The following is a 14048-nucleotide window of genomic DNA, read 5'->3' as shown; positions in this document are numbered from 1 at the left end:
GCGCCGCCTCCAAGTCCGCGCCCCCGGGATCAGGCGCGCTCCGCGCCTTCGGTGCTTTCGCGCAGTACGAGTTGGTGCGGCACCACGAGATCGCGCGTCGACCGACTGCCCGCCGGCCCGGCTCCGGGCCCCGCCGTAGCCGCCGCTTCGTCCATTCGGCTCTGCAGGAGCTCGACGGCGACCCTGGCCACTGCAACCTTGTCGGGGGCCACCGTGCTCAGTGTCGGCACACTGAACCGTCCGCCCTCCACGTCGTCGAAGCCGATGACGGCAATGTCCTCGGGCACACGCACCCCCTGTTCGTACAGCGCGCGCAACGCACCCAGCGCCAGCTGGTCGTTCAGGCACAGGAGCGCGTCGGGTCGCACCCCGCCCTGAAGTGCACGGGTCACGGCCTGCGCACCGTCCGGCATCCGAAAGGACGTGACAGACAGCAGCGAGGCCGGGTCATGGGCGATGCCGGCTTCGGCCAGGGCGGCTCGGTAACCACGGGTCCGGGCCTCGGCCGTGCCCAAGCCCGCCTCATCGCACCCGCCTATGACGAGGATGGTGCGGCGTCCGAGGCCGATCAGGTGCTCGGTCGCTTCCCGTGCGGCCTTCTCGTTGTCGATCGCGACATGGTCGGCGCCCTCTTCCAGCAACTCCCCGAGCAGCACGGTAGGAGGCCCGTCCGTGTGATCGCGCAGATCGTCGGCGGTCAGCGCCAGGGGGCTGAGGATGACCCCGTCGACGAAGGCGGTGCCCAGACCTGCCAGCGCTCTCAGCTCGTGATCACGGTCGGCGCCGGTCTGGTGGATCAGCACGGTCAGAGAGCGCTGCTCGGCCTCGCGAACGACGTGCCGGGAGAGTTCGGCGAAGTACGGGACGTCCAGCTCGGGCACGACGAGGGCGATGATGCCGGTGCGCCCCCTGCGCAGATGTCGCCCCGCCAGGTTCACCTTGTAGCCGAGCTGTTCGATGGCTTCCTGAACCACGCGCCTGGTCCGGTCGGACACGTGCTCGTAGTCGTTGATCACGTTGGACACCGTCTTCTCCGACACTCCAGCGTGCCGTGCGACGTCCTTGATCCTTGGTCGTGCCACCGGAACCTCCCTGCCCCTCGCGGTCGCCGAGTCTATGTCGCGGCACTCGGTGCACCCGGCTCAGGCTGCCCGGATCCGGTCCGGCCCCCGGCTACCAGTCTTATGTCCCAGGCTCTTTACAGCCGATGTACATCGATGTAAAAACATCTCACCGCGCCGCAGCAGCCGACGTCTCCCCGCCTGCCGTGCGCAGTGAGCTCCCCCTGCCCTGCTCCGTTCGGCAAGCGTGTCCGGCCGTCGAAAGGTCTGTGATGTCTTCCCGCTCCCCTGTCCCAGAAGCAGTTGGCCCGGCCGGGCCGGCACGCGGCCTCTCCCGCCGGAGTCTGATGCGCAACACCGCGGCCGCGGCCGGCACACTCATCGCGGCCGGACCTCTGTCCGGCTGCGCGTCGCCGGCCTCGGCGTCGGACGATGCCTCGGCACTGAGCGTCTGGGACCTGTTCCAGGGCGGCGACGGCATGCTGATGGACGAGATGATCACGGCTGTCTCGGGCGGCGCGCAGGGCTTCGACATTGATCGAACGATCCTGGACTGGGGCCCGTCCTACTACACCAAGCTCGCCATGTCCGCCGCCGGGGGCCGGGCGTCCGACGTGGCGGTCCTGCATCTGTCCCGGCTCGCCGGGTACGCCCCGGGCGGCCTGCTGGACCCCATCGATCTGGATCTCCTGGCCGAATTCGGGGTCACACCCCGCCATTTCACAGCCGCCGTCTGGGCGCGGACCCAGCACGACAACACCGTCTACGCCATCCCACTGGATGTCCACCCGTTCATCGTGTTCTACGACAAGAAGGTGGCCGCCAAGGCGGGGCTCCTCGATCCGTCGGGAAAGCTCGCGCCCATGGGCTCCCCGAAGGCGCTGCTCGACGCGGGCAAGGCCCTCGCCGAAGTGACCGGAAAGTCGGGCATCCTGTTCGGCCACATCACGGACACGGCGCAGAACTGGCGGCAGTTCGCCGCCTTCTACGCCCAGACCGGCGCCTCCTTCACCTTGCCGGACGGCGGACCGGCGCGCATCGACATCGATGCCGCCGTGCGGGTCGTGACCTTCATGCAGCAGCTGTTCGACGGCAGGACCAACCCCAACAACCTGGACTACAACGGTGCCATGGCCGGCTTCCTCGACGGCCGTGGCGGCATGGCGATGCTCGGCGAGTGGGAACTGCCGACGCTGAAGAAGTCCGGCATCTCCCTCGGCGCCGCCCCCTTTCCTCAGGTCTTCGACAAACCGGCCGTCTACACGGACAGCCACAGCTTCGTGCTGCCCCATCAGGAGAACCCCGATCCGGCGCGGCGCCGCGAAGCCCACCGGTACATCGCGGAGATCCTGAAGCAGAGCCTCACCTGGGCGAGTGCCGGCCACATACCCGCGTATCAGCCCGTGCTCGCCGAGCCGGAGTACGCCTCGCTGGACCCGCAGTCCTCCTACGCCGATGCCGCGAAGGTGGCGGTGCTGGATCCGCCCAACTGGTTCGCCGGTGCCGGTTCGAACTTCCAGAACCTGATGTGCCAGCCGCTCCAGGCGGCGCTGCTGGGCAACATGTCCGCCGAGAAGGCGGTACGCCAGATGGTCCGCGAGGCGAACACGCTGCTGCAGCAGCCAAACCCGGTGGCCTGACCAGCAGAAGGAGTGAAGACATGAGCACCACCGCACCCCCTGGCACCAAGGCTCAGGCCCGTCCGCCCGCGCGCCCGGCCGACTCCCGTCGCACCACTACCCGCCGGTGGCTGCCAACCCCCGGCAAGGGGCTGGTGTTCGTCCTGCCGTTCCTGCTCGTCTTCGGTCTGTTCCTGGTGTGGCCCGTCGTACAGGGCCTGTGGATGAGCTTCACCGACACCTCGCTGGCCCTGCACGAGCCATCCTTCGTCGGCTTCGACAACTACGCCGAGGCCCTGGGCGATCCGGATGTCTGGAGCAGCCTGGGCAATACCGTCTTCTTCACCGCCATCTCCAGCGTGCCCCTGGTGCTGGTCGCGCTGGCGATGGCGCTCCTGGTACACAGCGGGCTCGCCGGGCAGTGGGTGTGGCGGCTGGCCTTCTTCGCCCCCTACCTCCTTCCCGTGACCGTGGTGACGCTCATCTGGGCCTGGCTGTACCAGCCGGACCTCGGCCTGGGAAACCAGCTCCTGAACAAGCTCGGCTTCGACTCGGTCGGCTGGCTGTCCGACGAATCCGTCGCGATGTGGTCGGTCGCCGCCCTCACCGTCTGGTGGACGGTCGGCTTCAACTTCCTGCTCTACCTCGCGGCACTGCAGTCCCTGCCCTCGACGTACGACGAAGCCGCGGCGCTGGACGGTGCCGGTGCGTGGCGGCGGCTGTGGTCGATCACTCTGCCGCAGCTGCGCAGGACCACCGCGCTGGTGGCCATGCTCCAGATCCTCGCCTCACTCAAGGTGTTCGACCAGATCTACATCCTGACCCGGGGCGGACCGAACGGCTCGACCCGGCCGGTCCTGGAGTACGTCTACGACACCGGATTCACCGGATACCGGCTCGGTTACGCCTCCGCCGTCTCCTATCTCTTCTTCGCGCTCGTCATCGTCGCCTCGCTCGTACAGATGCGCCTTTTCCGCCGGGAGGACTGACCGTGTCCGCAATGAACCCGCCGACCGTCCGCAGAATGCCCCGTCCACCCCGGGAAGCGGCCGGCTCCCCCTTGCTCCTCGGCCACGGCCGGCTGCCGCGGGTGCTCGCCGGGACCGCGCTGGCCGTCCTGGCGGCTGTCTGGCTGCTGCCGTTCCTGTGGGCGATCGCCACGTCGTTCCAGAGCGAGGAGGATGTGTCCGCCCCCGGGCTGTCACCGCTCAAGGGCGCCTTCACGATGCAGGCGTTCCGGCAGATCCTGGAACGCGGGAACGTGACCACCTGGGCTCTCAACAGCTTCCTCATCGCCGGCCTGGTCACGCTCATCACGGTGGCCGTCTCCGCGCTCGCGGCCTACGGCTTCTCGCGCGGAACGTTCCGCGGGCGCCGGGCCCTGCTGGCCATGACCGTGGCCGCCATCATGGTTCCGCCGCAACTGCTCGTCGTGCCCCTGTTCAAGCAGATGCTTCTCTTCAACATGGTGGACACCTACGCGGCGGTCATCCTGCCCCAGGTCGTCGCCCCGATGATGGTGTTCGTCCTGAAGCGCTTCTTCGACGGCATCCCCCGGGAGCTGGAGGACGCGGCCCGCATCGACGGCGCATCCGAGTTCCGGCTCTTCCTCTCGATCGTGCTGCCGCTGTCGCGGCCCATCATGGCCGCGGTGTCGATCTTCGTCTTCATCGGGGCCTGGAACAACTTCATGTGGCCGTTCATCGTCACCAACGACCCCGATCTGATGACGCTTCCGGTCGGCCTGGCCACCGTGAAGGACGCCTACGGCATCCAGTACGCGCAGTCCATGGCGTCCGCGCTGCTCGCGGCTCTCCCGCTGATCGTGGTGTTTCTCCTCTTCCAGCGCCGCATCGTCAACTCCGTCGCCACCACCGGCCTCGGCGGTTCCTGACCCCGCCCGGGGCCCCGTACACGCAGGCCGGGCGGTTCTCCGCCGGCCATCCGATCAACAGGAGTCTGTGTGCCCGCTCATCCCATCCCGCGCCCCGAGTACCCGCGCCCGCAGTTCGTGCGGAGCGACTGGCTCAATCTGAACGGCGCCTGGCAGTTCGAGACCGACCGGGGCGACAGCGGCCTCGAACGCGGTCTCCTGGGCCGCGAGCTGCGCGACGAGATCCTTGTCCCGTTCCCTCCCGAGTCCGAGCTGTCGGGCGTCGGTGAAACCGACTTCCTGGAGGCGGTCTGGTACCGCCGCTCCCTCACTCTTCCGACGGCCTGGGCCGGACGCCGCGTGCTCCTGCACTTCGGCGCGGTCGACCACGACACCACGGTGTGGGCCGACGGGGCGGAGGTCGCGCGGCACCGCGGCGGCTTCACGCCCTTCACCGCCGACCTCGGCGACATCGCGGGAGCCGGGAAGGAGGTCGTCATCACCGTACGGGCCCGTGACCCCAGGTCCGGCCCTCAGGCGCGTGGCAAGCAGGCCGTCCGGTACGCCAACCACGACTGCAACTACACTCGGGTGACCGGCATCTGGCAGACCGTATGGCTGGAACCCGTCCCCGACCTGCATCTGCGGCGCCCCCGGATCACTCCCGACCTCGCCGGTTCCGCCTTCCACCTCGAACTGCCCCTGTCCGGCAACCGTCCCGGATACCGGGTGCGTGCTGTCCTCAGCGACGCCGACGGCGAAGTGACCCGCGCCGAGGCACGTGCCGACCTGGACCTGACGCCACGTCTCCACCTCCCGGTGCCGGCCGGCAGACGACGCGAATGGGGGCCCGGTGACCCGCACCTGTACAGCCTCCGTATCGAGCTCCTGGACGCGGAGGGACAGGTGGCCGACAGCGCCGGGAGCTACGCGGGGCTGCGTGCGGTGGGGCTGCGCGGCAAGGCCGTCGTCCTCAACGGCCGCCCGGTCTTCCAGCGCCTGGTACTCGACCAGGGGTGGTACCCGGACGGGCTGATGACAGCGCCCACCGACGAGGCCCTGGTACGGGACATCGAGCTGGGCATGGCAGCCGGCTTCAACGGAGCGCGGCTGCACCAGAAGGTGTTCGAGGAGCGATTCCTGTACCACGCCGACCGCCTCGGCTACCTGGTCTGGGGGGAGTTCGGTGACTGGGGATGCGAGACCGGCGGCTCCTCCGGGGACAACCAGAAGCCGGACGCCTCCTACGTCGCCCAATGGCTGGAAGCTCTGGAACGCGACTACTCGCACCCCTCGGTGATCGGCTGGTGCCCGCTCAACGAGACCTACCAGAAGCTGCACGACAGGGTCACGCAACTCGACGACGTGACCCGTGCGATGTTCCTCGCCAGCAAGGCGATGGACACCACCCGCCCGGTCATCGACGCATCCGGCTACGCACACCGGGTCGCCGAGACGGACATCTACGACGCCCACAACTACGAGCAGGACCCGGCGGCCTTCCGCGAGCTGATGGCGGGGCTCGCCGATGGCACCCCCTTCGTCAACTCCTACGAGGACGGCGGCCCCTACTCACAGCCCTACCGCGGCCAGCCGTACTTCGTCAGCGAGTTCGGCGGCATCTGGTGGGACCCCGAAGCAGCCGCCCAGTCCGGCCAGGACCGGAGCCTTTCCTGGGGCTACGGTGAGCGGGTCCGCAACGAGGAGGAGTTCCACACCCGGTTCGCCGGACTCACCGAAGTGCTGCTGCGGGACCGCGACATGTTCGGCTACTGCTACACCCAGTTGACCGACGTCTTCCAGGAGCAGAACGGCATCTACCGCTTCGACCGCAGCCCCAAGCTCGACGTCGCACGCATCCGGGCCGCGCAGCTCGGCTCGGCCGCGATCGAGGAGCGGGACCGGGAACAGGCGTAGCGGCATTGGCCGGCGGGCGGTTCAGCGTCTCCCCCGGTTTGCTTCGGGGAGACGCTGACCGGCCGCCGGTGGATCCAGCCGATCGCCTCGGCACCTGACATGTCTCGTCACGCTCCGCACCCGCCCCGTGCGGAAGGTGCGGACCGCTCCGGGATATCCTGCCGGGGCGAATCCGGTCCGCGCCCGCCACCGGATCCCGTCGAAGACCTGCCGACCGTCTCGTGACGGCCGTCCCCGTTTCGGTATCGGCGGCGCAGCGAGTCCAGCCGCTCCCCCTGTCCACCCGTCAGATCGCCGAGAGCCCGCAGGGTACGGGACAGCCTTTGGGGTGGTTCGCGGCACGGAGAACCGAGGGGAGACCGGTGACGCTGCACATCGTTCCGTTCGAGGACCGATTCGTTGACCAGGCCGTGGATCTGCTGGCCGCCGCCCACGCGCCGGCCGGGGAAGACGTGCCCGCCGTAGACCTGGCTGATCCCGGCGCGGCCCGTGCGCAGCTGGACGGGTGGAGTACCGCGGGCCCGGCGGTGGCTGCGCTGAGTGACGGGACTCCCATTGGCTTCATGGCAGCCACCGTGGGGAAGCTCCCCGGCGATCAGCTCGGGCGCGTTCGTCTGCCGCACCACGCGGCCGCTGCGAACGGCGTACGCCCGACCTACCGCCGCCTGTACCAGGCTCTCTCCCAGGACCTTGTCGACATCGGCTGCTTCGAGCACACCGTGGTGGTCGCCGCCGGCCACCACGACACCGTCGCCTGCCTCGTGGAGCTCGGCTTCGGCATCGATCAGATCAAGGGATTCCGCCCCCTGATCCCGCCACACCGCCCCGCGCCGCAGGTCCAACTGCGCCAGGCCCGCCCGGGCGACCTTGCGGAACTTGTCCTTCTCACCCTGGAGTTGCAGCGGTTTCATGCCGCAGCGCCGATGCTCAGGCCCGCTCTGATCGACCCGCTGGCGGTCAAGGACGACCTTCACGCAGCCATCATGAACGAACGGCGGCTTGTCCTGGTCGCCGAGGTGGACGGACGTCCCGCAGGGGTGATGGTGGCCGACCCCGACAACCGCTCTCCCGAAGCGGCGACGATCGGTATCGCCGTCGTGACCGCCGCCGCCCGGGCCGAAGGCATCGGTACTGCCCTGCTGTCCGGGGTGATGGACTGGGCTGCAGGTCACGGCTTCAGCACCTGCGGGACCGAGTGGACATCGCCGAATCTGCTCAGTGACACCTTCTGGCGCGGTCATGGCTTCACCCCTGCCCGCTACACACTCACCCGCCGGATCGACCCGCGCGTCGCCTGGGCCGACTCGCAACTGAACTACCGCCATTACTTGCCGCAGTAGCATGCGTCACCTTCCCAAACGCTCCCCGAAGCGTATTGCAGAAGCCTGCGGGAAGCGATCGCGTGGCACACGGCGGAATGGTGGCGCTTCCAGCGGGCGATCACCGAAATGCTGAAGGTCACGTCCGCGACGCTGCAGCAAGACGCCTGGCAGGACCGGCGTCTGTGGGCGCGGGCATGCGCCGAGTACCAGCCGGACGGCCGACGCAGAAACCAGCCTGTCATCGACTGCTTTCCGCAGACGGAGGAGCATTCCTGTCCTTCGCCCTGGTAACCGCACGCAAGACCTGAGGGGACGTCATATCCTCGATCATTCCTGTCGCTCCCGTCGTAGATCGTGATCTTGTTCGTATAGCTCCGGATGTCGGCAGAATTGCCGTTCAGGGTTGTAGCGTGTGGCGATATGCCCTTTGCCGATGAGCGCAGTCAGGTTGCTGTGGTGGAGTACCGGTCCCAGTGGCCGGCAGAGTTCGAATTGCTTGCCGGGGGCCTGCGCGATGTTCTGGGCGACCTGGCATCGGGAATCGACCACGTGGGCTCCACGTCGGTACCGGGCCTGCCGGCCAAGGACTGCATCGATGCGCAGGTGCGGATGAGCTCGATCGATGAGGCACGCGATGTACCGATGCTCGCGGCGGCCGGCTTCCGGTGCCGCCCCGAGCCGTGGAACCGCATCGAGGTATCCGGTGGCCGGCGTTGCCACAAGCTCGTCTTCGCGCCGCCGATCGACGCGTGCTCGTGCAACATCCACCTGCGGGAGGGCACCGGACCCAATGCCCGCTTCGCGCTGCTGTTCCGGGACTACCTGCGCGCGGACGAGGCTGCGTGCCGGGCGTGGGGAGCGTTCAAACAGCAGCTGGCCCTGCGCGTGCCGGACCTGTCGGAATACGGGCAGATCAAGGCCCCCGCAACGGATGTGCTGATGGGGGTGGCCGAACGATGGGCCGCCGAGACCGGCTGGAAGGCTGTGGGAGAAGCATGACCGGACCTGCCGATGCGGGCCCGGCCGTGCCGGATGGCCTGTGGGAGCGGACAGAACCGCTGCTGCCACGCAGGGAACGCCGAGTTCGGCACCTCTGTCCGTGACCACGGGAGTTCCACACCCCGGAACACGCGGAACGGCTCCACTCGAAGGTGGTGTTGGGTCTACCCCTGAAGTGGTGCTGGCCCGCTGGCGGGCCGGTTGGGCCTTTCATAGCGTCGTGCTCATGAAGAACACGACGAACGAACAACGAACAGGTGCCACCCGGCGGTCAGCATTGCGTGGGCTGGGACTCGCGGTGGGGGGTGCGGCGTTGGCCACCGGGCTGGGAACCTCGCCGGCCGCGGCGGACCCGCGTCGCGGGCTCACCACTTACGTACTGGTGCACGGCACCCACAGCGCCGGCGCGTTCTGGACGCCGATCGCGCGTGAGCTGACGCTGCGCGGTCACCGTGTCGTCATGGTGGACCAGCCGCTGCATGGCGCGGAGGCCTTCGTGCCGGAGTCGTATCAACGGCAGGACCTCAAAGCGATGGCGGCCGAGCTTTCCCCGCTGAAGGGTCTCGGGCTGGAGGACTACGAGGCGCGCGTCACGGGCATCGTGCGGCGGGCGGCACGCAACGGCCCGGTGGTACTGGTCGGGCACAGCCTGGGCGGCGTGTCGGTCAGCCGTGTCGGCGATGCCGTCCCGCATCTGCTTCACCACATTTGCTATATGGCGGCCTTCTGTCCCAGCCGTGTCATGCCCACGGCGGACGCCTGCACGGCGGCACCCGAGAATGCGAACGCCGTCAGTCCGGTCGGGCTGACGGTGGGTGACCCGGACCGGCTCGGTGTACTACGACTGAACTTCCGGACAGGCGTAAGCCGTGAACTGGCCCTCCTGAAGGAGATGATCTGCGCGGACTACCCCGACGCAGATTTCCGCCGGATCCTGGCCGAAATGCAGACCGACGAGCCCATCGCCGCTTACGCGGGCCGAGCGGTCGGCCGGGCCGGCAGCTGGGGACGCGTTCCCCGCACCTACCTGCGTTTCGGCAAGGACCGGACGATCGCCACCGCACTCCAGGACAGAATGATCGCGGAAGCCGACGCGTTCACGCCCGGCAACAGCTTCCACGTGCACGACTTTCCCGGGGCGTCACACGTCGGCCCTCTGGATCCCATCCCGGTCGCAGAAGTTCTGGACAGGCTCGCAGGGTAGGGGCTGCCACGTAGTCCCTGGTGGATCAGGGCACGGCGTCAGATGCGGTGCATCGCGCGGCGGAGGGACGTCCGCATCCTGGATGGATTCGGGCGTTCCGGCATCCGGCAGGCATGGGGTCTCCCCTGCTTGAGCGCGGCCGAGAGCTTGGGAAAGCAGCTGCCGTCGTGCGCCCGCCACCACCCGCATCACCGCCTTGACCGGTGACGAGATGAGGTGCATTCTTGAATCGTCCAAGCGCTACGGCGCACATCCGCATCTGAGACGAGCGGAGACCAACCGTGATCAGCGAGGAAACGACGGACAGCGCCGCGGCAGCCCGGCAGGCCCGCTTCGGGAGGCTTCCCGAGCGCATCCACTACGAGGACATGGTCCAGGACCAGGTGGCCGGTCCCAACGACTCGGTGAACAACCGCTACAACCCCGAAGGGTCGTGGAACCACTTCAACTGCCTCGCCTTCGATCTGGGCCTCTAGGACCCGTCGTCGAAGTGACATCGGCGAGGCCCATGGCGTCCTGTGCCGCAGGCCGAGCGGCGGAAGAAACCCGATGAGGGGGCAGCTCGGCCGTTCCGGCAGCTGCGGCCACCGGCTGCGCCGATATCCTCTCCACGCAGACCCGGAGAATTCCGAGAAGCCAGTGGTCCGAGACCCGTACGACGTCCGGGCGCAGCCCGAGGAAGGCGACCTCACGCCGCTGACCGAGGAGGAGAGCAGCGTGCGCGGGCGGTGCTGTTCGGCGGTCTCGGCAACGTCATCGCCGAACGAGGCCGGGTCCCGTTCCCCGCATACTCACCGGCGGAACGTCGGCGACTGGTCGACGTCGCTGCCGTAGCGGGACGCCGTCCGCCCGACCAGTGGATCATGGTCGGATGGCAGGTCGTACGCGGGCAGCGCGGCCCGTCAGCGCCGCCGACGGGACGCGGCCGACCGTCGCACACATGCTTCAGGTGTCAGCTGGTCAGGGCCGTCCGCCGGGGGCGCCGTCCACGTCGGTCGCGACCACGTATCGGCAGGAGCGTGGTCAGGCGTCGGCTACGTCGATGAGGACCTTGCCCACCGCGCCACCCTCGACGGCCTCGTGCGCCTTCGCTGTCTCCGCCAGCGGAAAGCGGTGCAGCGGCAGCCCCGCGTCCTCGCCGATGCGCATCGCGCCTGCGGCGACAGCCGCCGAGACGGCGGCCACCGCGTCAGCCTTGGCCGCCGCTGGGAGGGTGTAGAGCAGCAGCCCGTGCCAAGCCAGGTTCCGGCCCATGACGTCGCGCACCGGCAACGTGAGACTGTCGCCGCCGTTGTTGGCGTAGTAGGCGACCGTGCCGTTGTTCCGCAGCACTCCGGCATCCAGCGCGGCGTTCACCGCCGGGGCAACCTCCACGACCAGGTCCACGCCGTCCGGGACGATGGCGCGGATGGCATCCACCGCGCGCCCTGTGCGGTAGTTGACGACGTGTTCGGCGCCGGCCGCGGTCGCGAGCTCGGCCTTCTGCGGGCTGCTCACTGTGGACAGCACAGTCGCACCGGCCCATCGCGCGAGCTGGATGGCCGCGTTGCCAACGGCGCCGGCCCCGCCGGCCACCAGCACCGACCGGCCTGCCAGCGCGCCCGGAGCCAGCCGTCGCGGACCGTCCTCGGCCAGTGTCAACGCACGGTGCGCGGTCAGCGCCGGAACACCCAGGCCCGCGCCCAGGTCGAACGTTGCGGTGTCGGGCAGCGGGACGGCCTGGCCGGCCGGAATGGTGGTGAACTCCTGAGCCGTGCCACCGTGCGGGCGCCCGTGCGCGGCCTCGTAGAGCCAGACCCGCTCGCCGATCCGCGAGGCGTCAACACCCTCGCCCACCGCTTCGATCCGTCCTGCGCCGTCCTGATTGGGCACCTGCTCGTCGCCTTCGGCCAGACTCCCGGTCGAGCCCTGCCGGGATTTCCAGTCTGTCGGATTGACGCCGGAGACGTGCACCTTCACCCGCACCTCGCCCGGGCCGGGCTCGAGTACGGGTCGCTCCACTGCCTGCAGGACGTCGCTTCCGCCATTGCTGCTGTAAATGATCGCCTTCATATCGGGACCGTAACCCCTCTGAACGGCCGCCGAGCACAAGGCCGACCGGATGACTCACACGCATGCGTCCTTGCACCCCAAGAGAACACGGCAGCCGTCGCGCCTACGCTGCTAAACTGCTCCCGGCATCGACCACGCACCGAAGGAGTAGCCGACATGGCGGGTGACGACGACATCTCCGGGTGATACCCGGATCTGATGGGCCACCGACCGGCGCGTGGAGCGCCGCTGTCCTGGCCTCGTCGTTGTGCCCTTTTTCCCATGTCTGCCCTGGGCAGAGGTCTGTCTGCCCTCACTCAGTCCGAGGTCACTCCCATGTCCAACATTTCCATCACCTGTTCGAACCTGTCCTTCGCGTGGCCGGACGACACCCCCGTCTTCCATGACCTGTCCTTCACCATGGGCACCGGCCGTACGGGTCTCGTTGCCCCCAACGGCTCGGGCAAGAGCACACTGCTCAAACTGATCGCCGGCCAACTCAGGCCCGGCGCCGGGTCGGTGTCCACAGGCGGCACACTGGGCTACCTCCCGCAGAGCCTCCCGCTGTCACGCGATCTCACGGTCGCCGAGGTACTCGGTGTCGCATCGGTCATCCAGGCTCTGGACGCCGTCGAGTCCGGGGACGTCAGCGAGGAACACTTCACCGTCATCGGCGACGACTGGGACATCGAGGAACGCACACGCGCCCAGCTCGACCGCCTCGGCCTGACCGGCCTCGCTCTCGACCGTAGCCTGACCACACTCAGCGGCGGCCAGGTCATCTCGCTCGGCCTGGCCGCCGAGCTGTTGAAGCGGCCCGATGTGCTGCTGCTCGACGAGCCCACCAACAACCTCGACCTCGACGCCCGTCACAAGCTCTACGACGTGCTGGAGGACTTCAGCGGCTGCCTGCTGCTGGTCAGTCACGACCGGGCGCTGCTGGGCCGAATGGAGCGCATCGCCGAGCTCGGAAGTGACGAACTCCGCCTGTACGGCGGCAGCTTCACCGCGTACGAGGAGGCCGTGCAGGCCGAGCAGGAGGTCGCCGAGAAGAACGTCCGCAACGCCGAGCAGGAGGTGAAGCGTGAGAAGCGGGAGCTTCAGCAGGCCCGTGAACGCGCCGAGCGCCGCGCGAGCAACGCCTCACGCAACCTCAAGAACGCCGGCCTCCCGCGCATCTTCGCCGGAAACATGAAGCGCGGCGCGCAGGAGTCGGCGGGCCGGGCGGGGCAGATGCACGCCTCCCGGGTCAGTGAGGCGAAGACCCGCCTCGACGAGGCCGGGCGTTCGCTGCGCGACGAGCAGCGCATCGCCCTGGACCTGCCCGACACCATCGTGCCCGCCGGGCGCGGCCTCTTCCTCGGGGAGGAGATGCAGGTCCACCTCGGCGTGCGGGCGGTGTTCGCGGACCAAGGTGTCGAGTTGTCCGTCCGGGGTCCCGAACGCATTGCCCTGACCGGCCCCAACGGCGCCGGCAAGACCACGCTGCTACGCCTGCTCAACGGAGACCTGGACCTGGACAGCGGACGGATCAAGCGGGCCGAAGGACGCGCCGCCTACCTCTCGCAGCGGCTTGATCTACTGGATGTGGACCGGACCGTCGCCGAGAACTTCACCGCGTTCGCCCCGGACCGGCCCGAGGCCGAGCGCATGAATCTGCTCGCCCGCTTCCTCTTCCGGGGTGCCCGGGCCCATCTCCCCGTACGGGTGCTCTCCGGCGGTGAGCTGCTGCGCGCCACCCTGGCCTGCGTGCTGTGCGCCGAGCCGGCACCCCAGCTGCTGCTCCTCGACGAGCCGACGAACAACCTCGACCTGGTCAGCGCGGGTCAGCTGGAGAGCGCCCTGAACTCCTACCGGGGCGCGTTCGTGGTGGTCAGCCACGACGAGCGGTTCCTCACCGGGATCGGCGTGAACCGGTGGCTCCGGCTGGCCGACGGCACGCTCAGGGAGATGAGGGCTCCCGAGGTGTGAGCCGCCGGTGTGCCGATGTGACCCGCGTCCGAGGCTCGCGCCCGGCGGGCC

At 68.8% G+C, this 14048-nt stretch carries 11 protein-coding genes; 9 read left to right on the top strand and 2 right to left on the bottom strand.

Going from position 1 to position 14048, the window contains the following annotated elements; genetic code table 11:
• Window positions 1–29: 29 nt before the first annotated feature.
• The gene (locus tag ACFVW8_RS10280) at window positions 30–1082 is read right to left on the bottom strand and encodes a LacI family DNA-binding transcriptional regulator (protein WP_389688115.1); all 1053 of its coding nucleotides are present in this window, start codon (window positions 1080–1082) and stop codon (window positions 30–32) included.
• A gap of 251 nt (window positions 1083–1333) precedes the next feature.
• Between ACFVW8_RS10280 and ACFVW8_RS10275 the strand changes: the two genes are divergently transcribed.
• The 8 genes from ACFVW8_RS10275 to ACFVW8_RS10240 all read left to right on the top strand — a co-directional run bounded on the left by ACFVW8_RS10275 (window position 1334) and on the right by ACFVW8_RS10240 (window position 10471).
• On the top strand, window positions 1334–2701 hold the full coding sequence (locus tag ACFVW8_RS10275) for an extracellular solute-binding protein (protein ID WP_389688113.1): 1368 nt from the start codon (window positions 1334–1336) through the stop codon (window positions 2699–2701).
• A 20-nt stretch (window positions 2702–2721) separates the two neighbouring features.
• Window positions 2722–3669 (top strand): carbohydrate ABC transporter permease, encoded by a 948-nt coding sequence (locus ACFVW8_RS10270; RefSeq protein WP_389688111.1) that lies wholly within the window; start codon window positions 2722–2724, stop codon window positions 3667–3669.
• Window positions 3670–3680: 11 nt separating this feature from the next.
• Window positions 3681–4574, top strand: a complete 894-nt coding sequence (locus tag ACFVW8_RS10265) for a carbohydrate ABC transporter permease (protein ID WP_389688109.1) — start codon at window positions 3681–3683, stop codon at window positions 4572–4574.
• A gap of 69 nt (window positions 4575–4643) precedes the next feature.
• Entirely contained in the window at window positions 4644–6470 is a 1827-nt protein-coding gene (locus tag ACFVW8_RS10260) for a glycoside hydrolase family 2 protein (protein WP_389688107.1), read from the top strand.
• A gap of 362 nt (window positions 6471–6832) precedes the next feature.
• On the top strand, window positions 6833–7810 hold the full coding sequence (locus ACFVW8_RS10255; RefSeq protein WP_389688103.1) for a GNAT family N-acetyltransferase: 978 nt from the start codon (window positions 6833–6835) through the stop codon (window positions 7808–7810).
• 402 nt (window positions 7811–8212) lie between these two features.
• Window positions 8213–8791 (top strand): GrpB family protein, encoded by a 579-nt coding sequence (locus ACFVW8_RS10250; protein ID WP_389688101.1) that lies wholly within the window; start codon window positions 8213–8215, stop codon window positions 8789–8791.
• A gap of 298 nt (window positions 8792–9089) precedes the next feature.
• On the top strand, window positions 9090–9995 hold the full coding sequence (locus ACFVW8_RS10245; RefSeq protein WP_389688167.1) for an alpha/beta hydrolase: 906 nt from the start codon (window positions 9090–9092) through the stop codon (window positions 9993–9995).
• A gap of 281 nt (window positions 9996–10276) precedes the next feature.
• A complete protein-coding gene (locus ACFVW8_RS10240; protein ID WP_389688099.1) occupies window positions 10277–10471 on the top strand; it encodes a hypothetical protein in 195 nt (64 codons plus the stop codon).
• 547 nt (window positions 10472–11018) lie between these two features.
• On the opposite strand, the gene ACFVW8_RS10235 is transcribed toward ACFVW8_RS10240, so the two are convergent.
• Window positions 11019–12047 carry an NADPH:quinone reductase gene (locus ACFVW8_RS10235; RefSeq protein WP_389688097.1) on the bottom strand — a complete coding sequence of 343 codons (1029 nt, stop codon included), beginning with the start codon at window positions 12045–12047 and terminating at the stop codon, window positions 11019–11021.
• A 315-nt stretch (window positions 12048–12362) separates the two neighbouring features.
• Between ACFVW8_RS10235 and ACFVW8_RS10230 the strand changes: the two genes are divergently transcribed.
• Window positions 12363–13997 (top strand): ABC-F family ATP-binding cassette domain-containing protein, encoded by a 1635-nt coding sequence (locus tag ACFVW8_RS10230; protein WP_389688095.1) that lies wholly within the window; start codon window positions 12363–12365, stop codon window positions 13995–13997.
• Window positions 13998–14048: the final 51 nt, after the last annotated feature.

It is taken from the genome of Streptomyces sp. NPDC058221, assembly GCF_042882365.1.
In the GTDB taxonomy this organism is placed as follows: Bacteria; Actinomycetota; Actinomycetes; order Streptomycetales; family Streptomycetaceae; genus Streptomyces.
This window is presented reverse-complemented; position numbering and strand designations above follow the sequence as displayed.

Coding starts and splice junctions, on each gene's coding strand:
- ACFVW8_RS10275 (WP_389688113.1), top strand. CDS start 1,334: ATGTCTTCCCGCTCCCCTGTCCCAGAAGCAGTTGGCCCGGCCGGGCCG.
- ACFVW8_RS10270 (WP_389688111.1), top strand. CDS start 2,722: ATGAGCACCACCGCACCCCCTGGCACCAAGGCTCAGGCCCGTCCGCCC.
- ACFVW8_RS10265 (WP_389688109.1), top strand. CDS start 3,681: ATGAACCCGCCGACCGTCCGCAGAATGCCCCGTCCACCCCGGGAAGCG.
- ACFVW8_RS10250 (WP_389688101.1), top strand. CDS start 8,213: ATGCCCTTTGCCGATGAGCGCAGTCAGGTTGCTGTGGTGGAGTACCGG.
- ACFVW8_RS10235 (WP_389688097.1), bottom strand. CDS start 12,047: ATGAAGGCGATCATTTACAGCAGCAATGGCGGAAGCGACGTCCTGCAG.
- ACFVW8_RS10230 (WP_389688095.1), top strand. CDS start 12,363: ATGTCCAACATTTCCATCACCTGTTCGAACCTGTCCTTCGCGTGGCCG.